Source organism: Kitasatospora sp. UYEF31 (assembly GCF_057291755.1).
The window spans coordinates 1-24,550 of sequence record NZ_JBXAWK010000010.1; the positions used below are offsets into that span (position 1 = coordinate 1).

At 68.0% G+C, this 24,550-nt stretch carries 27 protein-coding genes and 1 pseudogene; 18 read left to right on the plus strand and 10 right to left on the minus strand.

The window, feature by feature from the left end:
* Positions 1–79: 79 nt before the first annotated feature.
* From AC0Z36_RS07100 to AC0Z36_RS07110, 3 genes are all read left to right on the plus strand, one after another.
* A complete protein-coding gene (locus AC0Z36_RS07100; protein ID WP_485461849.1) occupies positions 80–1,039 on the plus strand; it encodes an IS66 family transposase in 960 nt (319 codons plus the stop codon).
* A 243-nt stretch (positions 1,040–1,282) separates the two neighbouring features.
* Positions 1,283–2,539: a tyrosine-type recombinase/integrase gene (locus AC0Z36_RS07105; protein WP_485461850.1), complete on the plus strand. Its 1,257-nt coding sequence runs from the start codon at positions 1,283–1,285 to the stop codon at positions 2,537–2,539.
* Between the two features lie 899 nt (positions 2,540–3,438).
* Positions 3,439–4,485: an NAD(P)-dependent alcohol dehydrogenase gene (locus AC0Z36_RS07110; RefSeq protein ID WP_485461851.1), complete on the plus strand. Its 1,047-nt coding sequence runs from the start codon at positions 3,439–3,441 to the stop codon at positions 4,483–4,485.
* A gap of 118 nt (positions 4,486–4,603) precedes the next feature.
* On the opposite strand, the gene AC0Z36_RS07115 is transcribed toward AC0Z36_RS07110, so the two are convergent.
* Both AC0Z36_RS07115 and AC0Z36_RS07120 read right to left on the minus strand, forming a co-directional pair.
* Entirely contained in the window at positions 4,604–5,620 is a 1,017-nt protein-coding gene (locus AC0Z36_RS07115) for a YdcF family protein (RefSeq protein ID WP_485461852.1), read from the minus strand.
* Between the two features lie 193 nt (positions 5,621–5,813).
* Positions 5,814–5,936: a hypothetical protein gene (locus AC0Z36_RS07120; RefSeq protein ID WP_485461853.1), complete on the minus strand. Its 123-nt coding sequence runs from the start codon at positions 5,934–5,936 to the stop codon at positions 5,814–5,816.
* 457 nt (positions 5,937–6,393) lie between these two features.
* Here AC0Z36_RS07120 and AC0Z36_RS07125 point away from each other — a divergent pair, with 457 nt between their 5' ends.
* The 5 genes and pseudogenes from AC0Z36_RS07125 (at position 6,394) to AC0Z36_RS07145 (ending at position 10,211) form a co-directional block, all read left to right on the plus strand.
* Complete coding sequence (locus AC0Z36_RS07125) at positions 6,394–6,912, plus strand: hypothetical protein (RefSeq protein WP_485461854.1); 519 nt, start codon at positions 6,394–6,396, stop codon at positions 6,910–6,912.
* 87 nt (positions 6,913–6,999) lie between these two features.
* Complete coding sequence (locus AC0Z36_RS07130; protein WP_485461855.1) at positions 7,000–7,836, plus strand: DUF4097 family beta strand repeat-containing protein; 837 nt, start codon at positions 7,000–7,002, stop codon at positions 7,834–7,836.
* A 28-nt stretch (positions 7,837–7,864) separates the two neighbouring features.
* Positions 7,865–8,008, plus strand: a pseudogene (locus AC0Z36_RS07135) (ABC transporter); the annotation flags it as partial.
* A 652-nt stretch (positions 8,009–8,660) separates the two neighbouring features.
* Complete coding sequence (locus tag AC0Z36_RS07140) at positions 8,661–8,903, plus strand: chaplin (RefSeq protein ID WP_485461856.1); 243 nt, start codon at positions 8,661–8,663, stop codon at positions 8,901–8,903.
* Positions 8,904–9,512: 609 nt separating this feature from the next.
* A complete protein-coding gene (locus tag AC0Z36_RS07145; protein ID WP_485461857.1) occupies positions 9,513–10,211 on the plus strand; it encodes a bifunctional DNA primase/polymerase in 699 nt (232 codons plus the stop codon).
* A gap of 8 nt (positions 10,212–10,219) precedes the next feature.
* Here AC0Z36_RS07145 and map read toward each other — a convergent pair whose 3' ends face one another.
* Positions 10,220–11,068: a type I methionyl aminopeptidase gene (map, locus tag AC0Z36_RS07150; RefSeq protein ID WP_485461858.1), complete on the minus strand. Its 849-nt coding sequence runs from the start codon at positions 11,066–11,068 to the stop codon at positions 10,220–10,222.
* 19 nt (positions 11,069–11,087) lie between these two features.
* Between map and AC0Z36_RS07155 the strand changes: the two genes are divergently transcribed.
* The gene (locus tag AC0Z36_RS07155) at positions 11,088–11,333 is read left to right on the plus strand and encodes a hypothetical protein (RefSeq protein WP_485461859.1); all 246 of its coding nucleotides are present in this window, start codon (positions 11,088–11,090) and stop codon (positions 11,331–11,333) included.
* Positions 11,334–11,399: 66 nt separating this feature from the next.
* On the opposite strand, the gene AC0Z36_RS07160 is transcribed toward AC0Z36_RS07155, so the two are convergent.
* Both AC0Z36_RS07160 and AC0Z36_RS07165 read right to left on the minus strand, forming a co-directional pair.
* Positions 11,400–12,194, minus strand: a complete 795-nt coding sequence (locus AC0Z36_RS07160; RefSeq protein WP_485461860.1) for an MgtC/SapB family protein — start codon at positions 12,192–12,194, stop codon at positions 11,400–11,402.
* 216 nt (positions 12,195–12,410) lie between these two features.
* A complete protein-coding gene (locus tag AC0Z36_RS07165; protein ID WP_485461861.1) occupies positions 12,411–12,983 on the minus strand; it encodes a YegP family protein in 573 nt (190 codons plus the stop codon).
* A 284-nt stretch (positions 12,984–13,267) separates the two neighbouring features.
* Between AC0Z36_RS07165 and npdG the strand changes: the two genes are divergently transcribed.
* Entirely contained in the window at positions 13,268–13,960 is a 693-nt protein-coding gene (gene npdG, locus AC0Z36_RS07170) for an NADPH-dependent F420 reductase (RefSeq protein WP_485461862.1), read from the plus strand.
* A 103-nt stretch (positions 13,961–14,063) separates the two neighbouring features.
* On the opposite strand, the gene AC0Z36_RS07175 is transcribed toward npdG, so the two are convergent.
* Positions 14,064–14,675 carry an NADPH-dependent FMN reductase gene (locus AC0Z36_RS07175; RefSeq protein WP_485461863.1) on the minus strand — a complete coding sequence of 204 codons (612 nt, stop codon included), beginning with the start codon at positions 14,673–14,675 and terminating at the stop codon, positions 14,064–14,066.
* Positions 14,676–14,921: 246 nt separating this feature from the next.
* On the opposite strand from AC0Z36_RS07175, the gene AC0Z36_RS07180 reads away from it, so the two are divergent.
* The 6 genes from AC0Z36_RS07180 (at position 14,922) to AC0Z36_RS07205 (ending at position 20,521) form a co-directional block, all read left to right on the plus strand.
* Positions 14,922–15,104, plus strand: a complete 183-nt coding sequence (locus AC0Z36_RS07180) for a hypothetical protein (protein WP_485461864.1) — start codon at positions 14,922–14,924, stop codon at positions 15,102–15,104.
* Between the two features lie 91 nt (positions 15,105–15,195).
* Positions 15,196–16,389, plus strand: a complete 1,194-nt coding sequence (gene recA, locus AC0Z36_RS07185) for a recombinase RecA (protein WP_485461865.1) — start codon at positions 15,196–15,198, stop codon at positions 16,387–16,389.
* A 121-nt stretch (positions 16,390–16,510) separates the two neighbouring features.
* Complete coding sequence (locus AC0Z36_RS07190) at positions 16,511–17,437, plus strand: regulatory protein RecX (RefSeq protein ID WP_485461866.1); 927 nt, start codon at positions 16,511–16,513, stop codon at positions 17,435–17,437.
* A 134-nt stretch (positions 17,438–17,571) separates the two neighbouring features.
* On the plus strand, positions 17,572–18,954 hold the full coding sequence (locus tag AC0Z36_RS07195; protein ID WP_485461867.1) for an L-serine ammonia-lyase: 1,383 nt from the start codon (positions 17,572–17,574) through the stop codon (positions 18,952–18,954).
* A gap of 299 nt (positions 18,955–19,253) precedes the next feature.
* Positions 19,254–20,045 (plus strand): GntR family transcriptional regulator, encoded by a 792-nt coding sequence (locus tag AC0Z36_RS07200; RefSeq protein WP_485461868.1) that lies wholly within the window; start codon positions 19,254–19,256, stop codon positions 20,043–20,045.
* Positions 20,042–20,521: an HIT family protein gene (locus tag AC0Z36_RS07205; protein ID WP_485461869.1), complete on the plus strand. Its 480-nt coding sequence runs from the start codon at positions 20,042–20,044 to the stop codon at positions 20,519–20,521. The genes AC0Z36_RS07200 and AC0Z36_RS07205 overlap by 4 nt, the downstream gene beginning before the upstream one ends.
* A 192-nt stretch (positions 20,522–20,713) precedes the next feature.
* Here AC0Z36_RS07205 and AC0Z36_RS07210 read toward each other — a convergent pair whose 3' ends face one another.
* On the minus strand, positions 20,714–21,160 hold the full coding sequence (locus AC0Z36_RS07210) for a UTRA domain-containing protein (RefSeq protein ID WP_485461870.1): 447 nt from the start codon (positions 21,158–21,160) through the stop codon (positions 20,714–20,716).
* Positions 21,161–21,876: 716 nt separating this feature from the next.
* Between AC0Z36_RS07210 and AC0Z36_RS07215 the strand changes: the two genes are divergently transcribed.
* Both AC0Z36_RS07215 and AC0Z36_RS07220 read left to right on the plus strand, forming a co-directional pair.
* Positions 21,877–22,182, plus strand: coding sequence for a hypothetical protein (locus AC0Z36_RS07215; RefSeq protein ID WP_485461871.1), 306 nt, complete (start codon positions 21,877–21,879; stop codon positions 22,180–22,182).
* Positions 22,179–22,427 carry a hypothetical protein gene (locus AC0Z36_RS07220; RefSeq protein ID WP_485461872.1) on the plus strand — a complete coding sequence of 83 codons (249 nt, stop codon included), beginning with the start codon at positions 22,179–22,181 and terminating at the stop codon, positions 22,425–22,427. Before AC0Z36_RS07215 ends, AC0Z36_RS07220 begins: the two co-directional genes overlap by 4 nt.
* A 386-nt stretch (positions 22,428–22,813) precedes the next feature.
* Here the strand turns inward: AC0Z36_RS07220 and AC0Z36_RS07225 are convergent, their stop codons facing one another.
* The 3 genes from AC0Z36_RS07225 to AC0Z36_RS07235 form a co-directional block, all read right to left on the minus strand.
* Positions 22,814–23,149 (minus strand): hypothetical protein, encoded by a 336-nt coding sequence (locus tag AC0Z36_RS07225; RefSeq protein ID WP_485461873.1) that lies wholly within the window; start codon positions 23,147–23,149, stop codon positions 22,814–22,816.
* Between the two features lie 2 nt (positions 23,150–23,151).
* On the minus strand, positions 23,152–23,547 hold the full coding sequence (locus AC0Z36_RS07230) for a hypothetical protein (protein ID WP_485461874.1): 396 nt from the start codon (positions 23,545–23,547) through the stop codon (positions 23,152–23,154).
* Positions 23,548–23,694: 147 nt separating this feature from the next.
* Positions 23,695–24,114 carry a phage terminase small subunit P27 family gene (locus AC0Z36_RS07235; RefSeq protein WP_485461875.1) on the minus strand — a complete coding sequence of 140 codons (420 nt, stop codon included), beginning with the start codon at positions 24,112–24,114 and terminating at the stop codon, positions 23,695–23,697.
* Positions 24,115–24,550 lie beyond the last annotated feature (436 nt).

Consider the following 24,550-nt stretch of genomic DNA (forward strand, 5'->3'; position numbering starts at 1 on the left):
GGGTAATCGGAGCGTGATGCAGGACGCGTTTCCGTGACGGCGTGTGAGGTCCTGCTGCGGCGTGTGGTTGGATCGTCGGGTGCCGGATCTGGAGTCATTGTCGCGGAGCGAGCTGATCACACTCGCCCGTGAGCAGACCGCCGTGATCGAGCGTCAGGACGCGCAGATCGCGGCCATGGCCGGGCAACTCGCCGTGTTGATGGAGAAGTTCGAGCAGCAGGCCACCGAGTTGGACAAGCTGCGGCACCTGGTGTCCCGCAACAGCTCAAACTCCTCCATGCCACCCTCCGGAGACGGCAGCCCGGGGCGAACACCGAAGAAGGAGGCCAAGGGCTACCTCCACGTGGCCTGCACCGACCTCTACACGCATTTCCTGCTCGGGGACCGCTCGATGGTCACCTTCCGGCAGACCGTGCTGCGGGACCTTGAGCCCGATGCCGTGGTCGTCCACGACCGGTACCACTCCTACGACAGTGCTCAACTGGGCGAGTTGAAGCATCAGTTGTGCCTGGCCCACGTCCTGCGCGACCTGGCCATGGCCGCCGAACTCCACCCCGAAGAGGTCTGGCCGACCCAGCTCGCCGGCGAACTGCGCGGGCTGATCCACGCGGCCAACCTGGCCCGCGAACGTGGGGAGAAAGTCCTGCCGGAACGGGTCACCGGGCCGGCCCTGGAGGGCCTGCGGTCCGCCGTGGCCATCGGCCTGGGCCGCACCACCGGACCCGACGTCCGGCCCGGCGCCCGCAAGGTCCGGCTCCTGCTCGAAGCCTTCCGTGAGCGGGAAGCCGACTTCCTACGCTTCACCACTGATCTGCGAATTCCGCCGACCTCCAACCAGGCCGAACGTGACCTACGCCCGTCGAAGATCCAGGACAAGATCTCCGGGCGCCTGACCAACAACACCCGCACCAGCGAGCGTTACCTCATCCGCGGCGTGCTCTCCACCGCGATCAAGCACCTGGTCAACCCACTGACCGTCCTACGCGGCGCGTTCACCGGCTTCACCTGGCTCCCACCCGCGGCCCGCGCCCCCGCCTGACCGTCCCGCACCCCGACCAGCCGCTGACCACCGGTCACCGGCCGTCACCCCATGCCCGGAACCGTCACACGACGTGAACCCGCTGAATGTTTACGATCAGGCGCTGGCAGCGCGCCGTTCAGAGGTCGAGCCGAAATTGCCTGCGGTAAGCGGAATTTCTTGCCGACGAAGGTCGTCTGTGTGCTGAGCATTACGTGCTGCAGCACCCTGGCGCATGCCTGCATCAAAGCAAGGAGACCGCCGATGGCGGGATACATAGAAGACCGATGGCTGAAGAAGCGGCCGAACAAGGCGACGGGAAAGCGCGACCGCACCGAGCTCTGGGGGAAGCGAACCCGCTACCGGGTGAAGGGCATCCCCGGAGTCCAGGCCCGCTCCTTCGATACCGTCGCCGACGCGAAGGCATGGCTTGCCGAGGCCCAGACCGACACGCGGCGCGGCGAGTTCGTAGACGTCCGCGACGGCGAGATCACCTTCCAGGACTACGTCGAGCAACACTGGTGGCCCGGCCAAGTGCACCCCGCTCAGACGCTGGAGAGCATGCAGTACCGCATCTGGGGCCAGTTGCTCCCGCACCTTGGCTACTTCCCGCTCCGCGACATCGGCACTGCTGAGCTGCGCCGATGGTCTGCCGACGTGCAGCGCGAGGTCGGCCCCGGGACGGCGTACGTCGCCTGGATCTACCTCAAGGCGATCATGCAGGCGGCGGTCGAGGACAAGCGCCTCTTCCGGAATCCCTGCAAGGGCAACAGCAGCATCAGGCCGCCGAAGCGGCCAGAGCGCAAGGCCCGTCCCTGGGAGCTGCCGCGCGTCGATGCCGTCCGTCAGGGGCTCCCTGAGCGCTACCGGGTCGCCCTCGACCTCGGGATGGGCTGTGGCCTGCGCCAGGGCGAAGCATTCGCCTTCAGCCTGGACGACATCCGTGGTGACTCCATCCACGTCGAGCGGCAGATTCTCCGGCACCGCTCGCAGCTCTACTTCGGACCGCCGAAGGGCGGCAAGGAGCGCGACGTCCCCCTGACCGCCGCGCTTTCCGAGCGGCTGCTCGCCCACCAGGACCGCTTCAAGCCGGTTCTCGTCACCCTTCCCTGGCTCGACCCGGAGGAGCCCGACCTCCCGCGCGAGAAACGTCGCAACATCACGGTGCCACTGCTGCTCACCACCACCCGGCTCGGTGCGATCAACCGAACAACCTGGAACACCCAGGCATGGAAGCCGGCGCTCGCCGACGCCGGGGTGATCGAGCAGCTGGCCCCGAAGGGGGGCCCGGGGAGGCGGACCTCCCGGGTCTGGGAGCCGAGCCGCGAGCACGGCTTCCACATTCTCCGGCACACCTACGCCTCGGTGATGCTCGAAGCCGGCGAGTCCGTCGTCTCTCTGGCGCACTGGCTCGGGCATTCCGACCCGGCCTTCACCTTGCGCACCTACACTCACTTCATGCCCCAGGCCGGTGCCCGAGGACTAGCCGCGATCGAAGCCTGGTTCACTGGTTCGGCCTGAAAGTCCCCGAGAAGTCCCCGAAGCCGCTCCAGCCCCGAAAGTCACGTTAAACTACCAGGTCAGAGCATGATCATCCCCTGACTGGCCTGAACCCGGCGTACAGGCCGACTCGTCCGCCGTCACCTGGTGTTTTACCCCTGAAAGGGCCTCTGACCTGCGTCGGAGGCCCTTTCAGGTCTTTCGGGAGATTGCTGCTTTAGGTGGCGAAAAGTCCCTGGAAAGCCCCTCGGACAGAGTAGAAAGTCCCTGGAAAGTCCCTGGGATGGGGCCGCATCGGGGCCTCTGAGCAGCGGTTTTGACGAGCGCCAGGGACGGTGGAGCAGCTGGCTTGTCCCTGGGGCACCAGTGTTGGCGGCAATCCGGTTGAGGTCAGTCCCCGGATCGGCGGACTCACGCTCTGCTGAATGCTCCGGCCGGGAGCCACCACCGGGTTGGGGTGCGCGCTGGCGTTCGAGAGAAAGGCGTCCCACCGAGGTCGACGCGGGTCACCTCGCCGGGACGAATGTGCTGTCAGTGAGGCCGGCAGCTGAGTGTTCCGAGGGGCCGTCGTGTGGACAACCAGGTGAGCACGGCCGCCGGCAACGGGGCGTCCAGCTCGGCTCGGTCGGCCCGGACCCAGGAGCGCACGTCGACGTCATGGCTGCCCCCGCGAAGGTCCTACCGACGCGAACCGTAACCCGGTGAACCTTCCCGGTCACGGCACGAGCCGGTCAATGCTGTGCCGCGTCCGTGATGGCTGCGGCGAGCTGCTCGAATTCCACTGGTTCTGCGGCGGCCCGTACCCGGGTGTCAGGCCAAGCAGGGACTGTCCGGGCACACGCTGTGGTGCTCGCGATGGAGCGGGGTCTGCTGAAGGGGAAGCGGGAATAGTCCGGGCTAAACGGTTGCTGAAGGAAACCATGACCTTCAACGTCGCAGCGTATGCAGCACCAGCACCGAAAGCTCCACTGGAGCGCACCACCGTCCCCCGCCGCGCGGTGGCGGCGAACGACATCCTTATCGAGATCAAGTACTCCGGTATCTGTCACTCCGACCTGCACCAAGTGCATGAGGACTGGGGGCAGGCACTGTTCCCGATGGTTCCGGGCCACGAGATAGCTGGGATCGTCACCGAGGTCGGCGCGGACGTGTCCCGGCACGTACTCGGCGACCGGGTCGGCGTCGGCTGTTTTGTCGACTCCTGCCGGGAGTGTGCGACCTGCCTCGCCGGTGATGAACAGTTCTGCGAGAAGGGCATGACCGCCACGTATCCGTCCGCGCCGGACGGCACACCGACGTACGGCGGCTATTCGACGCACATCGTCGTCGACGAGAACTACGCCCTGAAGATCCCGGAAGGGGTCGGACTGGACGTGGCCGCGCCGCTGCTGTGTGCGGGCATCACGACCTATTCGCCGCTGAAGCGCTGGGGCGCGGGCCCCGGCAAGAAGGTCGCAGTCGTCGGTCTCGGCGGGCTGGGGCACATGGGCGTGAAGATCGCCCACGCACTGGGCGCCGAGGTCACCGTGCTCAGCCAGTCGCTGCGCAAGCAGGAGGACGGCCTGCGCCTGGGCGCGGACCACTTCCACGCGACCTCCGACCCGGAGACCTTCACCAAGCTCGCCGGGACGTTCGACCTGATCCTCAACACCGTGTCGGCGAACCTGCCGCTCGACTCATACCTCGGGCTGCTGAAGACCCGTGGTGTGCTGGCCAACGTGGGCGCTCCGGCCGAGCCGGCCGCGGTGAACATGTTCTCGCTGATCGGCGGCGGGAAGGTACTGGCCGGTTCGATGATCGGCGGCATCGCGGAGACGCAGGAGATGCTCGACTTCTGCGCGGAGCACGGACTCGGCGCGGAGATCGAGACGATCGGCGTCGAGCAGATCAACGAGGCGTACGAGCGGATGCAGGCGAGTGACGTCCGCTACCGGTTCGTCATCGACACCGCGACGTTCGACAAGTAGGACGACGAGGGCCCCGGACAGCGTCCGGGGCCCTTTTTCCTTCCCGGCACAGTCGCGCAGGGAATCAGCACGGCGGAACGGTGCCGCGGCTGACGCCGGCACACCGGGAACTCCAGCCTCAGGTGTAGTGCAGCGGGTCCCAGCCGACGGCCACCCCGACGAAAAGCAGCATCAGGCACACCGCGAAGTTCGTGCGCCGGTAGTCGACCACCAGGGCGATGAACTCGCGGATCATCGCGCCGGGCCAGAAGTAGGTCGCCGTCGGCGCGCCGACGACATGGCCGTTGACACCCGTGCGGCGGGCGGTCACCGCGGCGCGGAAGACGTGGAAGTTGTTGGTGACCACCAGGCAGCGGTACCCCGGCTTCTCCGCCTCCATGATCTTCGCACTGAAGCGCAGGTTGTCCTCGGTGGTCATCGACTGGTCCTCGCGGCGGATCCGGTCCTCCGGGATGCCCCGCCCGATGAGGTAGTCCGCCATCGCGTGCGCCTCGGGCAGCTTCTCGTCCGCACCCTGCCCGCCCGAGGTGACGATCACGGGCCCCCGGCCCTTGCGCTCCTGTTTCGCGTACACCTTCTCCGCCCGGTCCAGCCGGCTGGCCAGCAGCGGCGGCACCCGGTCACCGCCGATCAGGCCGGAGCCCAGGACCACCACGAAGTCCACCCGGCGCCGCAGGAACATCCGTCCGTACAAGAACGCGTAGCCCAGGAAGCAGACGAACAGGAAGAACACGTATCCGGCGGCCAGCGCCGTCGTCCCGGCGATGACCAGCAGCACCCGGGAGCCGGAGAACCACGAGTAGGCCAGGAACGCCACCAGCGCGAGGATCCCCAGTCCGGCCAGCAGTGACAGCAGGTTCGCCGGCCGCAGGCCCTCCTTGCGGACGGTCCGGCAGCCGTTGACGATGAGGAAGCACGCGGCGGTCAGCGTCGCCGCCGCGAGCAGCAGCACCACCGCCAGGGCGGCTGCGTCACGCAGTCGGTTGGACACGTCCCCGAGTTGCACGATCAGTCCGGCCGTCGCGAAGACGGCCGCTATGCCGAGGCTGATGGCGTTGCCGAAGCGGCGGCGGTCCCGCAGGACGCCGACGCAGAAGAGGAGAAAGAAAAAGACAGCAACCCAGTAGGCAAGCACGCGTGGATCCTAGAGGGAAACGAGTCGTGAGGTTCACCGCCGAACCTGGACACTTTTCGGTTACGCCGTGCGGGCGTGGTCCTGGCCGCACCGAAGACGGGTTCGGTACGGGGTGAGACAGCCCCAGTCGATGCGCTTGCGCGGGCGACGCCGAATATGGCCTCCTCCGCCAGGAAGAACCGGTACACAACGGTCACCGATCCATCTCTTCGACGAAGAAGATCGTCACATTTTTCAAGATTTCGATCGTTTTCCGCCGCTCGACGGTCTGTTTCCGCAAGCGTTTGAGCTCGTCACGCTCCGCGGAGGTCAGCACTCCGGGAACCCCCTGGCCCCGGTCGGCGTCGCCCTGCTTGAGTCAGATCCGCAGGCTTTCGGGGCTGGCGCCCAGCTCCCGGGCGATTTCGGCCGGTGAGCGCTCCGACGAACGGGTCGGCGTGAGTCGCGTCACGCCGGAACTCCTCGGTGTAGCGCACGGCCTTCTTGGTGCCCACCTGGCACTGCTTTCTCTGGGCTGATCGTCCCAGTGCCCAGTGCCCAGTGCCCAGGTGCCCAGGTGCCCAGGTGTCCAGGTGCCCTGGTTCAGGGGCTGAACTTCACAAAACCGCTGCCCGGTGGGTGTCGTCACGGGCCGCATCCCGTTGGCGAAATCGCCCCGCGCCTGGAGTCGCACTGGCCAATCACGAGGCCGATGGCGCCATTGTGGCGAGAATTTGGCGCATCGTGGCGCCATTGAATTTGATGTGGCGCCATCATGGTGTCAGTATTGCGCTATGGACCTCACCCCGTACGTTGACAATCTCCGCCATGAGCTCGGCGTGGCCGCCGAGGCGGGCGGCGACGAAGCCCGCGCCCTGGCCGACCGGCTCACCGGCCCGCTTGAGTCGGCCGCCCGCCTGACGCTGCTCAACGTCCTGTCCGACGCGATGGACGAGGTCACCCGCGACCTGGCGCCTGGCTCGGTCGACCTGCGGCTGCGCGGACTGAACCCCGAGTTCGTGGTGACCGCGCCGCCCACCGCCGACACCTTCGAGGACGCCGACACTCCACCGCCGCCGGTGGCAGTCCCCGTGGAGGCCGAGGAGGGCGCTACCTCGCGCATCAACTTCCGGCCGCCGGCCCAGCTCAAGGTCCGGGTCGAGGAGGCCGCGAGCCGCGAGGGCCTGTCGGTCAACGCCTGGCTGATCCGGGTCGTCGCCACCGCCCTGGAACCCACGGCGAACCGTAGCCGGAAGGGCTCGACGGGCCTGGGCCCGGCGGCCGGACACGGCTTCACCGGCTGGGTCCGCTAGCCGTACCTGGCGGCACCTCACAGCACTGTCGTACCAAGCCGTTTCACCCGAGCACTTACCTTCAAGCAGCAGAAGGACGGCACAGACATGCCTACTTTCGACACCCCTGAACCCCTCTCCGTCACCGTCGAGGTCGAGATCGGCCGGGCCCGGATCATCGCCGGCAAGCGCACCGACACCGTGGTCGAGGTGACGCCGAGCGACCCCGGCAACAAGCAGGACGTGCAGGCCGCCGAGGAAACCGTGGTCACCTGCGCGGACGGCAAGCTGCTCGTCAAGGGCCCCAAGAAGCGCTCGCTCTTCGGCAAGTTCGGTGCGGTCGATGTGACCGTCGAGCTGCCCGCGGGCTCGGAGTTGACCGGCAGCACGGGCCTCGGCGACTTCATCGGTGAGGGCCGGCTCGGGAACTGCCGCCTGACGACCGCCGCCGGGAACATCCGACTGGAAGAGGCCGCGACCGTACGGCTGAAGACCTCGTGCGGAGACATCCTGGTGGACCGTACGACGGGCGGGGCCGAGATCCACGGCTCGGGCCGGGTGCGGGTCGGCCGGATCGACGGAGAGGCGACCATCAAGAACCTCAATGGCGAGACCGCGATCGGCGAGATCAGCGGCGAACTGCACGTGAAATCCTCCAACGGCCCCATCGGCGTCGTACGCGCGGAGTCCTCGGTCACCGCCAAGACGGCGAGCGGCTCCATCCGCCTCGACGAGGTGGTGCGCGGGCGGATCACCCTGGACTCCGCCGCGGGGGGTCTGGAGGTCGGTATCGCCGAGGGCACGGCGGCCTGGCTCGACGTACGGTCCACGGTGGGGCGCGTGCGCAATGAGCTGGGGACGACGGAGGGCCCGAGGCAGTCCGAGGAGACGGTTGAGGTCCGGGGCCGCACGAGCGTCGGCGACATCGTGATCCGCCGGGCCTGACCCCCTGCCCGGGCTGGTGGGACGGGCAGCCCGAAGCGGGGGTCGCCGTCGCACCGCCGAGCTCCTGGAGCGGTTCGAGCTGACCGAGGCGGCCCGCAAGAACGTCGCCACCTACTCCGGCGGTATGCGACGTACGCCCGACCTGGCGATGACGCCGGCCGGCTGGCCACGGCGACTCCATCAACTACGTGGCGCCCGGCGTCATCCTGACGTCCGCGACCTCGGGGGGCATCGCGACGGCCGTGTCCGTCGGCCCCTACATGACGGAAGGCATCGTCAACCGCTTCCGTACGATGTCGATCTCCTGCGGCTCCATCCTCGCTGATGCGGTAGCCGGCACTGTCTTGTCTAGGGGTGACGGGACATCAGAATCACCGTGATCACAAGAGGCGGTGGCCGCCCGCGTTCCCGACCCTGATCCGGAGCCGCATCCCTGTCACGAACCGGGACGAAGCGTTGTCACGCCGCAGCCGTGGGGCCGGTTGCAGACGGGTCCTGTGCTGCGTTCAGTTCGTAGAACGACGTCACGGCAGGCTGCCATGTGTAGTTCGGTCCGGCGTACGGGTCCGCTTCCACGTAAGCGAAGGGGAGTTCCAACTCCCCGTCGGACAGGAGGTGTTTGCGTGTGCCCTGAGTCTGATCGGCCGCAATATTCATTAATACCTTCCAACGGAAGTAATAGGACTCACCAGTACGGCCTATGTCTTTTCGCTGAGGATCGGATGAACGGGTGAATCAGGACAACGGCGACGTTTCTCCCGCTGCATGCTGTCGTTGAACAGTCTGCCGAACCTGCTCGGCAGCCTAATGCGGAGGTAGAAGTAATGAAGAACATGACCAAGGGTGCTGCTCTCGCCGCGCTGGCCGGTGGCCTCATCGTCGCGGGCGCCGGCGTTGCCAACGCCAGCGCCGGCTCCGAGGGTGCCGCGATCGGCAGCCCGGGCGTCGGATCCGGCAACCTGCTTCAGGTTCCCATTCACGTGCCGGTCAACTTCTGCGGCAACACGATCAACGGTGCCGCTGCGCTGAACCCGGCCTTCGGCAACTCTTGCAGCAACGCCGGCTGATAATCCGGCACGGGTTCTTTCCCCGGCCGGTGCCGAAGCTGTGACCGCCCCGCCTCCCGGAACAACCGGGGGCGGGGCGGTCCGCGTTTCCGGCGGGCGCTGACCGCCGCCACCGGGCCACCGTCGCCTCACCTGCCAGGCCGGGCCGAATCCCCGGTCGGACCGCTGAGTCGACCGCCCCTCGACCCTCCCCGCCCCTCCTCCCGGCCACCCCCGGCCGAACCGCTGGCTCGGCCGGACCCTTGACTCGGCCGAACCGCTGACGTGGCCCAACCCCTGAACACGCCGAACGGTCGGATCCCACACCGGAACGTGTTCACTCCGCTTACATACCGTCAGATCCGATCAGTCCGTGGATCTGCGGCGAACCGACGGCGAAACAGGCGGGACAATGGGGATTGCCTAAGGCCCGCTGCCGCGTTGTGCAGGGTGCGTTGCGGGCGGGGAATAACCCGAGTGCGGAATTTCCAGCCGCCCGCGATGGCTCTGTGGGTGAAAACCCGGTGCGCGTGCGGGGCGGATGCGTACGATCACACACCACCATGTGTGATTCCGACGGCCAAGGCGCATGGCGACGCTGCGACGCTGAGTGGTGGAAGAAGGGGCTCGATGGAGCGAAAAGGCAGGATGGCCGGTTGGCTGCGCCGACGCCCGCGTGAGGACGAAGCCGCCGGTCGTGATCGGCGGGCGGCCGAGTTGATGGAGTTCACCGCCCGGGGGTGGCCGGTGGCACCCGCCGCCTATCCGCTGGGCTACGGCTGTTCCTGCGACCGGGTCGGCTGTCCGTCCCCGGGCCGGCATCCGATGTCCTTCGCCTGGCAGACCCAGGCGAGTGCCGACCCGATGCAGGTGGCGCGCTGGCTGGAGCGTTACCCCGACGCCAACTTCATCGCCCCGACGGGCACCGCGCACGACGTGCTCGACGCACCCGCGGTGGCCGGTGAGATCGCGCTGCGAGTCCTCGACGAGGCAGGTGTGGACCCTGGTCCGGTCGCCCTCAACGGGCCCGACCGCTACCTGTTCTTCACCGTGACCCGCGGCACGCCGCAGGACGAGGACGAGTGGTGGCCCTGTGAGCTCGACTGCCACCCGGAGACCCTGGACGACCACCCGGGTCTGCGCTGGCACTCCCGGGGCAGCTTTGTGCTCATTCCCCCGTCCGCGCACCCTTCGGGCGGGCGGGTGACCTGGCTGCGCGGCCCCCACCTGCCGTTGCCCGACCCGTTGCGGGTCCTGGACGTCCTGACGGACGCCTGTGACACGGTCGGGGCCGGGGCGGCCGACAGCAACTGGCTGATGGGGATGTAGCCGGCCGGCTAGACGAGTGTGAGGATCTCCGAGCCCGTCTCGGTCACCACGAGGGTGTGCTCGAACTGGGCGGTCCGCTTGCGGTCCTTGGTGACGACCGTCCACTGGTCGTCCCACATGTCGTACTCGTGGGTGCCCAGGGTCAGCATCGGCTCGATGGTGAAGGTCATCCCGGCCTCCATGACAGTGGTGGCCCGGGGGTCGTCGTAGTGCGGCACGATCAGGCCGGAGTGGAACGCCTGACCGATGCCGTGCCCGGTGAAGTCCCGGACCACGCCGTAGCCGAACCGCTTCGCGTACGACTCGATGACCCGGCCGATGATGTTGATCTGGCGTCCTGGGCGCACCGCCTTGATGCCGCGCATCATGGCCTCACGGGTGCGCTCGACAAGCAGCCTGGACTCCTCGTCCACGTTGCCCACGGGGTAGGTCGCATCCGTGTCGCCGTGCACGCCGCCGATGTACGCGGTCACGTCGATGTTGACGATGTCACCGTCGTTCAGCACCGTCGTGTCCGGGATGCCGTGGCAGATGACCTCGTTGACCGAGGTGCACACGGTCTTGGGGAAGCCGCGGTAGCCCAGGCAGGACGGGTAAGCGTCGTGGTCGAGGATGAACTCGTGCGCGACGCGGTCCAACTCGTCGGTGGTCACTCCCGGCGCGATGTGCGCGGCCGCGGCCTCCATCGCCCCGGCGGCGATCCGGCCGGCGGTGCGCATCTTCTCGATGGTCTCCGCGTCCTGCGTGTTCGGACCCTCGTACGGGGTCGGGGCGGCCTTCCCGACGTACTCCGGCCGGGTGATGTGCGCCGGGACCGAACGGATGGGGGTGGGCCTGCCTGGTACGAGAATCGCCATACGGGTGAGTGTAACGAGGGTGACCGGGCATTCACCGGACAGCACCCGGACGAAGAACGGAGTACGGACGATGAAGCTGTGGCGACGCCCCAAGGACGGCGAAGAGGGCTGGTACTACAACGTCACCAAGCGTGAGGTCGAGTACGGCAGACTCACCCGCGCCGCGGACCGGCTCGGCCCCTACGCGACACAGGCGGAGGCCGAGCGGGCCCTGCAGACGGCCCAGGAGCGCAACGAGGAGTGGGAGGACCAGGAAAAGGACTGAGTACGGGTGGGCTGACGCGTTCCGGCCGTCCGGTCCACCGTGGCCGGTCCTACTCGTCGGTCCGTCCTACTCGTCCGGTTCGTTGACCCGGCCGCCGCCGACAGCCAGGACACCTTTGAGCTCCGACAGTTCGGCGACCAGGTGGTGCGGGTCGCGCGGGCCCTCCAGTTTGAGGACGACGGAGGTGACCCGCGCGGGCAACTCGTCCGCGGGGACGCTGTATTCGTCCGGGGGGCCGTCTCCGGACCCCCGGGGGAACGGCACCCGTCCCGCCTCGTCGTCCACCACGCCGTCGTGGTCGCGGTGGTGTACCGAGACACCGATCACCTGGAAACCGGCGGACATCGCGGACACCAGGGTGGTGGGCAGCACCCCGTACGACCGCAGGTAGGTCAGCCTTATCTCGATCTCCCGGGACTGCGGGCCGCTGAGTTTCCGCAGGATCGGCGTGTAGCCGTACACGACCATGAAGTGCATCAGCGTGACGCCGACCGCCAGGAGCGGCAGCCCCGCGCCGCAGGCCATGCCCACGGCGCAGGTGAGCCAGACGACCGCGGCGGTGGTCAGCCCACGCACCGCGTCCCGGCGCACGAAGATCAACCCGCCGCCGATGAAGCCGATGCCGGACACGATCTGCGCCGCGATCCGCGACGGGTCGGCACCCGGCGACCCCGGCGGCATCACATCGGCGAAGCCGAATTTCGAGACTTCGACGAAAAGCGCCGTACCCACGCCCACCAGGGCGTGGGTACGGAGTCCCGCACTCTTCTGCCGATGCTCGCGCTCCGTACCGATCAGGCTGGACAGCAGCAGTGCGAGCATCAGCTCGCCGAACTGCTTCCAGCCTTCGCCGTAGGGCATGTTCACAGCGAGTGAAACAGCTGAGCCCCCCGGAATCCCACTCACGTGCTGACCGCCTTCTTCTTCCGCCGTACGTGCTTGTTCGGGCGGATGGCGGCCACGTTATGCCGCTGAAGAGGCGTGCGGGTGACCGGTGTGTGTCCAAAACCCGTGCGGGAAGTGCACGAATCATTGCTTTCCGGGAGGAAACGACCAGGCGTTAGAGGGCGTTTTTAGTCACGCCTTCTTCGCGGGTGCCTTCTTGACCGCAGCCTTCTTGACGGCCTTCTTGGGTGCTGCGGCCTTCGCCGTGGTCTTGGCGGCGGCCTTCGCGGTCACCTTGGGTGCGGCCTTGACCTGCGCCTTGACCTGTTCCTTGACCGCGGTCTTCGCTGTTGCCTTCTTAGCCGCGGCCTTGGCGGACACGGCCTTAGCGGGCGCGGCCTTAGCGGGCGCGGCGGACTTTGCCGGAGTCTTCTTCGTGGCGGACTTCTTATCCGGCTTACCGGCCTTCCCTGCCTTCCCTGCCTTCTCCGACTTACCGGCCTTAGCCGGAGTCTTCGCGGCGGTCTTAGCCGGGGACTTCACCGCGGTCTTCTTGACGGCCGCCTTCTTCGCGGCGGGCGCGGTGACCGTCAAATCGTCGAGTACGGCGGCGGAAGCGCTGCGCTGGACCGCGCGCAGGGCGTTCTGCGCTTCGCGCTTGGTCTCGTACGTCTCCGACTTCGCCAATACGTTGCCGCCGGCCGAGTGCAGCGCGAAGCTGAACTTCCCGTTACGGGCCTGGTTGAGAACGAACTTCGCCGGCACAGATGCCTCCGGTAATCCCGTGGGTCCGGCTCTTTTGCCGAACGATTTCACTCATAAAGAAGCACATATTGGTCAAGTTGTCACATATTGCTGAAATGCGGCGAGGCGGTATATGTCGGTCCGTCGTGGAACCGGCAATCGGCGCACCGGATCTGACAGGGAGTCACCGACCCGGAGGATCCGCCCGCCGCGCAGGTCACCGGCCCGTGCCCGTGGTTGTGACGTCGATTTCATCGAGCCTTCCGAGCGGGTCTGTGCGGCCGACCCCTGGCAGGATCAGGAGTATGACCAACCCCCCCACCCCCCAGCGCGACCCGCACGAGCTCCCCGACGTGTCCGGACTGGTCGTCGGTGTCCTCGGCGGCACCGGTGAGCAGGGCCGCGGCCTGGCCTACCGCTTGGCCGAGGCCGGACAGAGTGTCGTCATCGGCTCCCGCAGCGCCGAGCGCGCCGAAGCCGCCGCCGCCGAACTCGGCGACGGCGTACGCGGTGCGGACAACGCCACCTGCGCCCGGGAGAGCGACATCGTCATCGTCGCGGTCCCGTACGAGGGTCACCGTGACCTGCTGACGGCTCTGAAGGCGGAGCTCGCCGGAAAGCTCGTCGTCGACTGCGTCAACCCGATGGGCTTCGACAAGCAGGGTGCGTACGCCCTCCCCGTCGAGGAGGGCAGCGCCGCCCAGCAGGCCGCCGCCATCCTCACCGACTCGACGGTCACCGCCGCGTTCCACCACCTGTCGGCGGTCCTGCTCCTGGACCCGAACGTCGAGTCCATCGACACCGACGTGATCGTGCTCGGCGACAGTCGCGCGGCCACCGACCAGGTCCAGGCGCTGGCCCAGCGGATCGCCGGAATGCGCGGTCTGTTCGGCGGGCGCCTGCGCAACGCCCACCAGGTCGAGGCGCTGACCTGCAACCTCATCTCGGTCAACCGCCGCTACAAGGCGCACGCCGGAATCCGCATCACCGACGTGTGAGTGAAAAAGTTTTCAGAACGTACGGAAGCCCCCGCACATCAAGTGCGGGGGCTTCCGTACGTTCAAAGCTTTTTGTGCCGGGCGCGGAACGCCCGTCAGAAAATCAGGCGCGCAGCGAAGCGGCCCAGTCGGTGAGGGGCTTCGTGACCAGCGCGCCGGCACCGGCGTCGATGGCCTCCTGGAGACCGATGAGGACGTGCTTCAGCATTCCGGCGGTGCCGGCGTCGGTGAGGACGTGCTGTACGTCGGCGTCGACACCCAGGCGGGTGTGGACCTCGGGGATGCAGATCTCCGGGCCGCCGACGACGAAGTTGGCCAGGTCGTGGAGGAGCGCCTTGAGCTGGATCAGCGCGCGCAGGCCGCCCTGGCCGCCGGGGGAGGCGGAGATCGTCACGACGGCCTTGCCCTGCAGCGAACCCTGGCCGTACGGACGCGACGCCCAGTCGAGGGCGTTCTTGAGCGAGCCCGGGAGGCTGTGGTTGTACTCCGGGGTCGCGATGATCAGACCGTCGGCGGCGGCGATGGCCTCACGGAAACGCACGACCGAGGCCGGCGGGTTGGCCTCGAGGTCCTGGTTGAAGTGGGGCAGCTCGTCGATGCCCTTGTAGACCTCGATGCTCATGCCCGCGGGCGCCAGCGGGCTCAGGGCGTGCAGCACCGCGGTGTTGAAGGACTCGGCGCGCAGCGAACCGGAAATGGCGAGGATGCGGGACATGACAGGTCTCCTGCGGGGCGTGACGGACGTCTTTGGTTGAACGATGAACAAGATAGCGCAAAGTTGGTTCGGAATTCAACTTGTTGGCGACCGGGCGATCGGATCCGGCCGGTCGGCCGCCGCTGCGCACCGGTCTGGACCGCCGCGTCCCGCGACTCTGCCGCACCGTCCCGTGCGGCCGACCGCGGGTCCGGGGGGAGAATGGGCGGGTCCCGCCGTACGTCCCGCCCCAGGAGTCCCGCACCCATGCCTCGCCTCGCTCCCCTCGCCCTGGCCGTCTGCGTCCTGGCGGTCGCCGCGATGGTGGTCGCCGCCGTCGAAGGCAACTGGCTGATCGGACTGCCGTTTGTCCTGCTCGCGGCGGTGAGCGGCAATATCGGGCTGTACTACGTCCGCCGCGACCGGAACGCCCGGAAACCCCGCGTTTGAGCGAAACGCGACCGATCCGACCGCGTTGTCGGTGCGACGGGTTAACGTCGGGGTGATGAAGCGTTCAACTCAGTCCCCCAGGACGGCACCCATGGCTGGAAACGACCGCGAGAAGGCTCTCGAAGCCGCTCTCGCCCAGATTGAACGGCAGTTCGGTAAGGGTTCCGTGATGCGTCTGGGTGACACCGCCCGCGCACCGATCGACGTGATCCCCACCGGTTCGACCGCCCTCGACGTGGCACTCGGCATCGGCGGCCTGCCGCGCGGCCGGGTCGTCGAGATCTACGGCCCCGAGTCCAGCGGTAAGACGACCCTCGCCCTGCACGCCATCGCCAGCGCCCAGCGCATGGGCGGCGTCGCGGCGATCGTCGACGCCGAGCACGCGCTCGACCCCGACTACGCCAAGAAGCTCGGCGTGGACACCGACGCCCTCCTGATCTCGCAGCCGGACACCGGTGAGCAGGCCCTGGAGATCGTCGACATGCTGATCCGCTCCGGCGCGGTCGACATCATCGTCATCGACTCGGTGGCGGCCCTCGTGCCGCGCGCCGAGATCGAGGGCGAGATGGGCGACTCGCACGTCGGCCTGCAGGCCCGGCTCATGAGCCAGGCCCTGCGGAAGATCGCCGGCGCGCTCAACCAGACCAACACCACCGCGGTCTTCATCAACCAGCTGCGCGAGAAGATCGGCGTGATGTTCGGTTCGCCGGAGACCACCACCGGTGGCCGGGCGCTGAAGTTCTACGCGTCGGTCCGGCTCGACATCCGCCGTATCGAGACGATGAAGGACGGTACCGAGGCGATCGGCAACCGCACCCGCGTCAAGGTCGTCAAGAACAAGCTGGCCGCGCCGTTCAAGCAGGCCGAGTTCGACATCCTCTACGGCCACGGCATCTCCCGCGAGGGCGGCCTGCTCGACATGGGCGTCGAGCACGGCTTCGTCCGCAAGTCCGGCGCCTGGTACACCTACGAGGGTGACCAGTTGGGCCAGGGCAAGGAGAACTCGCGCAGGTTCCTGCTCGACAATCCGGCCCTGTCCGACGAGATCGAGAAGAAGATCAAGGAGAAGCTGGGCGTGGGCCCGCGCGTCGACGCCCCGGCCGAGCCGGTGACCCCGGCTCCGGCGGCAGCTCCGGCGAAGGCGGCCTCGGCCAAGGCGGCTCCGGCGAAGGCGGCAGCAGCAGCCGCGGCCGCGGCGGCGACCCCGGTCACTCCGCCGGAGGCAGCGTCCGTCCCCGCCCCGGCCACCCCGCCGAAGGCGGCGGTGGGCGTCAAGGAGAGCTGAGCTGAACCCGGCGGCAGACGACGACCGGCACGCGGAGTTCCCGCGTGCCGGTCGTCGTGCTGCCCGCAGGAGCCGGAGCGACACCGCGCCCGCGGTGCCGGACTCCGCCGCGGAGTCACCCGTGCCAACGCTTGATTTCACTCCGGCGGCCCGGGACACCGCGGGCTGGACGGACACCTGGGCCGGGGAGCGTCCACGGGGGGAGACCACCCGGGGCGAGACCACACAGGGTGAAACCGCTCAGCGCGAAACCACGCAGCGCGAAACCACGCAGCGCGAGACCGCTCAGCGCGAAACCACGCAGCGCGAAACCGCTCAGCGCGAAACCACGCAGCGCGGCTACGAAGAGCGCCTCGCCGCAGCCAGGGCGACGCAGGACAGCCCGCCGCAGAACCCGGACGGGCCACCGGCTGACCGCCGCGGGCCCGGCGGCCGGAAGAAGAAGTCCGGCCTGTCCTGGTCGTCCCAGGAGAACAAAGAGAAGAAGACGAAGCGTGGGAAACGCTTCGGCGTCACCCAGATCGACCCCGGGGCCGACCCCGAAGCGGCGGCCCGGGACATCTGCCTGCGCCTGCTCACCGGGCAGGCCAAGACCCGCGCGCAACTCGCCGAGGCGCTGAAGAAGCGCGGCGTCCCCGACGAGGCCGCCGAACACGTCCTCGGGCGCTACGCCGCGGTCGGGCTGATCGACGACGCGGCGTTCGCGGCGGCCTGGGTCGACAGCCGCCACCGCGGCCGCGGCCTGGCCCGCCGGGCCCTGGCCCAGGAGCTCCGGCACCGCGGCGTCGACCAGGAGCTGGTCAACGAGGCCGTGCGGCAGCTCGACCCCGACCAGGAGATGGAGACCGCCAGGGCCCTGGTGGCCCGCCGGCTCCCGGCCACCCGCAACCTCGACCGCCAGGTCCGGCTGCGCCGGATCGCCGGGATGCTCGCGCGCAAGGGCTACAGCGAGGGCCTCGCCCTGCGGGTCGTCCGGGAGGCGTTGGACCACGAAGCCCAGGACGACGGGGACGAAGACACAGCGGGCGGATACGCGAACAGCTGGTAGCCCCGCAACCTTCGCACGCGTGTCCGCTTACCCTGGAAGCGGACTTCTCACGGCAAGGACGCCATCCGCGGACTTCGCCGTGTCCGCGTGTAACGGTGCGACCCACCAGTCCGTCCCTGCGAAAGGCCCAACCCGTGGCGATAAGCGTCTTCGACATGTTCTCGATCGGAATCGGCCCTTCGAGTTCACATACGGTCGGCCCCATGCGGGCGGCCCGACTGTTCGTCCTGAAGCTGCGCTCGCAGGGTCTCCTCGGCCAGACCACCGCCGTACGCTGCGAACTCTTCGGCTCCCTCGGCGCCACCGGGCACGGGCACGGGACCCCCAAGGCGGTACTGCTCGGCCTGGAGGGCTACTCCCCGCGCGACGTCGACCCCTCCGCGGTCGAGGACGACCTGGAACGCATCAGGTCCAGCAAGCGCCTGCGGGTGTTCGGCGCCGAAGAGGGCGACAAGTACGAAATCGACTTCGACGAGGCCAAGCAGGTCGTCCTGCACCGCCGCCGGTCGCTGCCGTACCACGCCAACGGGATGACCATCGCGGCGTACGACGCCGACGGCGTCCCGCTCCTGGAGAAGACCTACTACTCGGTCGGCGGCGGTTTTGTCGTGGACGAGGACGCGGTCGGCGCCGACCGGGTCAAGCTCGACGACACCGTGCTGAAGTACCCCTTCCGCTCAGGTGACGAACTCCTGCGCCTCACCCGGGAGACAGGCCTGTCGGTCTCCGCGCTCATGCTTGAGAACGAAAAAGCATGGCGTACGGAAGATGAAATCCGTACCGGACTGCTCGAAATCTGGCAGGTCATGAAGGACTGCGTGGCCAAGGGGCTGCGCACCGAGGGAATTCTCCCCGGCGGTCTCAAGGTGCGCCGCCGCGCCGCCCTCACCGCCCGCGCACTGCGGGCCGAGGGTGACCGCGACGCGCACGCGATGGAGTGGGCGACCCTGTGGGCCATGGCGGTCAACGAGGAGAACGCCGCCGGCGGGCGGGTGGTCACCGCCCCGACCAACGGTGCGGCCGGGATCATCCCGGCGGTCATGCACCACTACGTCGCGACGGTCCCGAACGCCACCGACGACTGCATCGTGCGCTTCATGCTCGCCGCGGGCGCGGTCGGCATGCTGTTCAAGGAGAACGCCTCCATCTCCGGCGCCGAGGTCGGCTGTCAGGGGGAGGTCGGCTCAGCCTGCGCGATGGCGGCCGGCGGCCTCGCCGAGGTCCTGGGCGGCACACCCGAGCAGGTGGAGAACGCCGCTGAGATCGGCATCGAGCACAACCTCGGTCTGACCTGCGACCCGGTGGGCGGTCTTGTGCAGATCCCGTGCATCGAGCGCAACGGCATGGGTGCGGTGAAGGCGATCACCGCGGCGCGGATGGCACTTCGTGGTGACGGCCGGCACCACGTCTCGCTCGACAAGGCGATCAAGACGATGAAGGAAACCGGTGCGGATATGAAGACGAAGTACAAGGAGACGTCGCGCGGCGGGCTCGCGGTGAACATCATCGAGTGCTGAAAATAGCCGCTGACCTGCGGCCCCCGAACGGTCATCGAGGTCACCGTCCGGGGTGAAAACAGTCGGTCTCGCACTCCCCGGATTCTCCCCAGCAGCTCCGATCTCCCCAGATCCTCCCCAGGAATCGTCCGCTGGCTCGCTTCAGAGCCGCAGGTCGCAGCCGCATTCCCCCGAGGTGACAGAGGCGATGAGGTCACCCGAGTCGGCTGCCCGTACCTACTCTTGGCGGCGCGTCAGATAGAGCCAGGCGCTCAGGCTGTCCCTGGTAGCGTGCTTGGAATCCGAGGATCATAGGGAGCGTGGTGGACCCAACCCGGTTGGACCCAAGCGCCGACAGAGCCCTGTCCCTCCAACTCGCCGACCTGCTACGTGAGGACATCGCCAGCGGTGTCCTGCGGCCCGAAGAGAAACTCCCTTCCGAGCAGGAGTTCAACGTGCAGACGGGGCTGAGCCGGACGCCTGTCCGGGCTGCGCTGGCGATCCTTGCCGCTGAAGGACTCGTCGTCACGCACAAGGGCTACGGCACCTACGTCCGCAAGCAACGGCCCCTGCGCCGTGTTATGTCTTCGCGCAGCCGCGCTGCGCTCCTGGGATCCGGGAAGCCGGTCTTCGACACTCTGGCGATTGAGCAGGGGCAGTCGCCGTCCCGCCACATGCTCAAGGTCGGCCGTGGTCCGGCTCCTCGCGATGTGGCCGAATGGCTGCGAGCCGCCGTCGGCGCGGCGGCCGTCCTACGCCAGCGGCTTCAAATTCTCGACGGTGAGCCCGCGGTCCTGTCCACCAGCTACTACCCGCTGTGGCTCGCAGGCGGTACCGACCTGGCAGACCACACCGCCCTGCCCGAAGGGCCCGACCTCTACATCAAGTCCCTCGGACACCACGTCGCGGACACCATCGACGTGTTCGCCGCCCGGATGCCGACACCGGGCGAAGCCAAGACGCTCAAGCTCGATCCGGGCGTCCCTGTGGTCCGTATGATCCACGTCGACTACGACGCAACCGGGCGCCCGCTCCAGGTCGCTGACGACCTGTACGCCGCCGACCGGCACGAGTTCGTGTACGAGTGGGCCACACCCGAGGGGACTGCATGACCAGGGAATGGCCGTCGAACTGGGACGACCTGATCAAGGGGGTCGGCTGCGAGATGTGCGAGTCGGGTCGGCCGGAGCGTACGAAGTACGGAGTCCTCATCCGGGCGAGCAAGTTCACCGACGCGTACCTGCAACGGGCCGACGTACAGCGCGGGTACAGCCTGGTTATCTGGCGCGGCCGGCACATCAACGATCCGACAGAACTGACCGATGAGGAAGCCGCAGGCTACTGGGCTGACGTACTCGCGGTGTCACGCGTGCTGCTCTCGTACTACCAGCCGCTGAAGATGAACTACGAGACCCTCGGCAACACTTCGCCGCACCTTCACACACACTTGGTGCCGCGCTACCGCGTTGATCCAGCGCCGGGCCACCCCTTCCCGCTCCTGCCTGTCGATGACTCGTTCCCGCTGCTGCCGGAGGACCAGGTTGAGTACGAAGCCGCCCAACTCCGGGCGCTGATCGCGGGCGCCTAGTCGCTTCTTGAGTTGGCTGAAACCTTGTACACATAAATCTGTAGTCCTAGGGTTATAGGCGTGATGAAAGGACAAGCCCAACCAGTGGCGGTCTTCCTGTCACTAGGCGGGCGGTCCCGACCGTCAGGCCATCCCCGACGGCAACGCTTCGGCGGGTCGCGAGGGCCGCAGACGCGAACGATGGTCAGTAGGTCAATCCGTCAGCGAGCCGCCATCGGAAACCGACGCCTCGACTTCGATCTCCCAATGGTCCACCGGCGCGATCAGGTCCCCGGTTTCGACCGGTCGCCCGGACGTATCACGGTGGGTGCGTCGGATCGCGTACACAGGGAGGCCGGGAGCGATCTCCAAGCGTCGGGCCTCATCAGCATGCGCCGGTCGACATGCGATGTGAAGCGGCACCTGGGTCACCGTGACACCGATCTCCCGCATACGAGCGGGCACGCCAGAGCCTGCGTGGTCGCCGACTTCCGGCATGGCGATCACGTTGGCACCGGTGATCGCCATCGGCTCGTACGACGTCAGCAGCCGTGTCGGCCGGCCCCCGTCCAGGTGGATATAGATCGTCTGCATGACCGCGTCGCCTGGCTGAATGCGGAGCCGTTCAGCCACCTCTGCCGACGCGCGCACGGACGTCATGCGCGATTCGTACACCCCTGCGATTGGTCCTGGCGACAGATTCAGGACCTGTCGAGGAGCGGGCGGAAGGGCCACCTCGGCGGGTCGACCCTTGGTTATCCGGACCAGCCCTTCGGCTGCGAGCAGCTTCAGCGCACTGCCCGCGGCCGTCGGTCGGACTCCGTGCGTGGCGGCGATCTCGCCCTGTGTGGGGAGCCGTTAGCCGGGCTGCTACTCGCCAGCTTCGATCTGCGCGCGAATGGCATCCGCGATCTGCGACGCCTTGCTCGGCGACGGGTCCGGCATCTCGTCTCCCCGTGGTCATCTCCGACGAACTGTGCCGACTGTAGCGCTGGAGGCGTATGTTCTCGCGTGGAATTTAGATCTCGCGAGAGGCCATCCTTTATGGAACCCGCCCCGCCCTTCCCCGTGGCAATGAAGCGCGCCGAGCTCGAACGGATCACGGGGCTCCTCATCAACGCCCGCGTTCAGGGCGGACGGTGGGAGCTCTGTATAGAAACGCCGGCGGACCTGCCATCCGGCACCTGGGATGAGCGGCGCGGATACGTCCAGGCTCACCACGCAGACATCGACATCCTGCGCATGCCTGATGGCTCAGCGACCGTACGGATCAGCTTGCCCACTGCCTGACCAGTCCATTCGGGGCGGCTGCGACGCCCCGCCCACCCGCCACGGCCGGCCCGCGAACCCGGCCACGGCACAACCCGAGGAACCTCATGTCCAACAACATCACCGACGACCACGTCCTCGTCGGCAACTCCACCGACCCCGACCGGCCGGTCGAACTCCGCTTCGGCCCGCACCACGACGCCGACGGCAAGCCCACCGACGAGTGGACCGTCGAACACCTCACCCGCACCCAGGCGATCCGGCTGTCCAACAGCCTCGACGCCGAACTCCGGCGGACCGTCACCGGCGGCGCCGGGCCGCTCCCGCCGTACACGCCGGTCGACCACAGCATCCACAGCCATCAGGCCGCACGTGGGCCGCCGGAGACAAGGGCGAGGACGGTGCAGTCGTGAGCGCAGAGACCGACGACATCGTCGAAATCGTCCCCACCGACGGCGGAATCGGCATCATCGTCCGCGCCCTTGACGCAACCCCCTGCCGCACCTGCCGCCGCCGCACCGGAGTCATTCTCGGACACCACAAGGCCGCCGCAATCGTCCGCCGGGTGCTGGCCGCGATGGACCCCGGCGTGCGCGCGGAGCTGCTCGCCGACCTGGCCCGGGTGCAGTCGAAGCTGCTGCACACAGCGCACCGCTGACCTCCACAAAGAAGAGCCAGCAGCCAAACCACTGCCACCGAACACCAGCGCGGTCCAACAGAAACCGGCTGCCACACCTTCGCCCAACGCCGCTCAGCAAGTCCAACTCATCAAAGCACTCACGGCCATTGACACCGGACTCACCATCAACGTCGAGCGAGCCGTACGCCGCAGCATCAACGTCTGCACCGACATCCAGGCCAAGAAGGATGAGCCAACCATCGTGAAGAACGCAGCCGCGCGGTTCGACGGCGGTAACGCCGCAGTCGACGAGACCAAGGGTGCCCAAAACGTTGATGTGATCCGTTCGACGTTCTGCACCGCCTGACGACAGGACAAAGCAGCCCCGCCCTCCCGAAGGAGGACGGGGCTGATGTCATCTCAAGTCATGCTGGCGGGTCGGGGGTGACCGCCTGCTCGACACGGTCCACAGCATCCCGCAGGCTGCCACCGGAGTTCGGGATGAGCTGATGCTCGATCCGCTCCGTCCGCTCCTCCGTGACGGTCTGCCGGTCCTCGATCCGCGCGAGCCGCTCCATCACCCCGAGCTCAGCCGGTCGACCAGGTCGCGCCGGCCTCCCTATCCAGTCGTCCCAAAAGCTGTCGAGCCGGTCGACCAGGCCGCTGTCCCCGACGACGCCGTTGAGCACCGCGATGCCTATCGACACGAGCAGCGCACCGAGGGTCGCGAGTTGAACCTTCGTTTCGATTTTCTTCCGCATGATCACGCCACCACCTTGAAGTTGTGTCGATCACCCAGCGTCGTCAGCGAAGTGCTGCCCGGAAAACCATCCGCATCCGACCCGCTGTAACCACACCGCCGCTGCCACGCCGCATACGCGCCCACCGTGCGCTTGGACGTCGGCAGGTACGACGGCGTCGACTCGGCCTTGGCCGACTCGCGCCGCATGTACGCCAACGTCGGGCTCACCCCGAGGCCGGGGTTCGCCTTCCGCCAGGTGCTCTCGGCGAACGGATCGTCACTCGCCTCGGCGGCCCACACGGCCCCGTAGTGCGCGCGGTCCTGGACCACCCGGGTCGCGACCTTGCGCGTGTAGCCGTGCAGCTCGTCGTAGATCGACCCTTCACCGCACGGCGGGCCGCCTCGACGTCGAACCACGCACCCGGCTCCTCGTGGGCCTGGCAGGCCACCACCAAAGGCCGCGACGCGAGCGCCTGCCCGATCTCCAGCTCCGACATGCCGAGCGCCACCAGGGCGGCACGCGGCACAACGAGGCCGTCCTTGCGGTCCTGCGCGGACAGCTGTTCAGTCGAACACGTCGTCGTCATCGTCGTCGCCCTCCGGCGGCGTCAACCGGCCGCGCGCCGACGGCGACAGACCCAGCGCCCCGATGTACCGGGCGAGCTGCTGCCGGTACTGGCCGGCCACGGTCGTCGCGCCGTTCTTCATCCAGCCCCGCTCACCCTCGATCAGCAGGCCGCGGCGGGGGATGTCCCGCTCGCACTGGTCGATCTGGGCTACGGCCACGCAGTAGTCGTGCACGGTGGTCGTGTCGATCTCAGCCAGACCTGCGGAGACTTTCAGGACGGGGACGACGCGGCGCCACTCGCGGCGGGCGACCTCCCGGCAGCGGGTGTTGACCTGCCGCAGATTCTCGTTTTCGTAGATCGTCGGGAAGGTGTCTTGCCAGTCGGGTTCTTCCAGGTCGGCCGGGGGGCCGGACACCTTCGGTGATCTTGGCTTTGCCGGGGTTGCCTTCACGGATAACCATGAGGGGCGGCCGCTTCCGGCGGGGGTCTGCCATGGATGATCATCCGAGTGCTCGGATCTGATCTTCCGCCAGTCCCGACCGTAACCGCGTTCGGCGGCGGTACCGCGCTGCCGGTCGGCCTGATGTCCATGATCGGGACAGGGCTTGTTGTGCTCGCACCCGGGGCGTGTGCACAGTGGGGGGGAGGCGTCGGGGCATGCGCTCACCCCGCATCACCGGCCGCCAGGTTGTGGGTTGGTTGCTTCGCCACCGTCGGATCGTCCTGGCTGGCACGCTGTGCACCCGCGGGTCAGGGTGGCCGGCGGTGGGGGGGTGGACTGTGTCCAGTGGGTGTCGGGACTGCACGACGTGTACGAGGCCGTTGCTTTCGCGGTGGGCCATGCAGCTTCT

Excerpts from the sequence above, each read along its gene's own strand:
- AC0Z36_RS07105 (WP_485461850.1), top strand. The coding sequence starts at position 1,283 with ATGGCGGGATACATAGAAGACCGATGGCTGAAGAAGCGGCCGAACAAG.
- AC0Z36_RS07110 (WP_485461851.1), top strand. The coding sequence starts at position 3,439 with ATGACCTTCAACGTCGCAGCGTATGCAGCACCAGCACCGAAAGCTCCA.
- AC0Z36_RS07125 (WP_485461854.1), top strand. The coding sequence starts at position 6,394 with ATGGACCTCACCCCGTACGTTGACAATCTCCGCCATGAGCTCGGCGTG.
- AC0Z36_RS07130 (WP_485461855.1), top strand. The coding sequence starts at position 7,000 with ATGCCTACTTTCGACACCCCTGAACCCCTCTCCGTCACCGTCGAGGTC.
- AC0Z36_RS07140 (WP_485461856.1), top strand. The coding sequence starts at position 8,661 with ATGAAGAACATGACCAAGGGTGCTGCTCTCGCCGCGCTGGCCGGTGGC.
- AC0Z36_RS07145 (WP_485461857.1), top strand. The coding sequence starts at position 9,513 with ATGGAGCGAAAAGGCAGGATGGCCGGTTGGCTGCGCCGACGCCCGCGT.
- map (WP_485461858.1), bottom strand. The coding sequence starts at position 11,068 with ATGGCGATTCTCGTACCAGGCAGGCCCACCCCCATCCGTTCGGTCCCG.
- AC0Z36_RS07160 (WP_485461860.1), bottom strand. The coding sequence starts at position 12,194 with ATGCCCTACGGCGAAGGCTGGAAGCAGTTCGGCGAGCTGATGCTCGCA.
- npdG (WP_485461862.1), top strand. The coding sequence starts at position 13,268 with ATGACCAACCCCCCCACCCCCCAGCGCGACCCGCACGAGCTCCCCGAC.
- AC0Z36_RS07175 (WP_485461863.1), bottom strand. The coding sequence starts at position 14,675 with ATGTCCCGCATCCTCGCCATTTCCGGTTCGCTGCGCGCCGAGTCCTTC.
- AC0Z36_RS07180 (WP_485461864.1), top strand. The coding sequence starts at position 14,922 with ATGCCTCGCCTCGCTCCCCTCGCCCTGGCCGTCTGCGTCCTGGCGGTC.
- recA (WP_485461865.1), top strand. The coding sequence starts at position 15,196 with ATGGCTGGAAACGACCGCGAGAAGGCTCTCGAAGCCGCTCTCGCCCAG.
- AC0Z36_RS07205 (WP_485461869.1), top strand. The coding sequence starts at position 20,042 with ATGACCAGGGAATGGCCGTCGAACTGGGACGACCTGATCAAGGGGGTC.
- AC0Z36_RS07210 (WP_485461870.1), bottom strand. The coding sequence starts at position 21,160 with ATGACGTCCGTGCGCGCGTCGGCAGAGGTGGCTGAACGGCTCCGCATT.
- AC0Z36_RS07215 (WP_485461871.1), top strand. The coding sequence starts at position 21,877 with ATGTCCAACAACATCACCGACGACCACGTCCTCGTCGGCAACTCCACC.
- AC0Z36_RS07225 (WP_485461873.1), bottom strand. The coding sequence starts at position 23,149 with ATGCGGAAGAAAATCGAAACGAAGGTTCAACTCGCGACCCTCGGTGCG.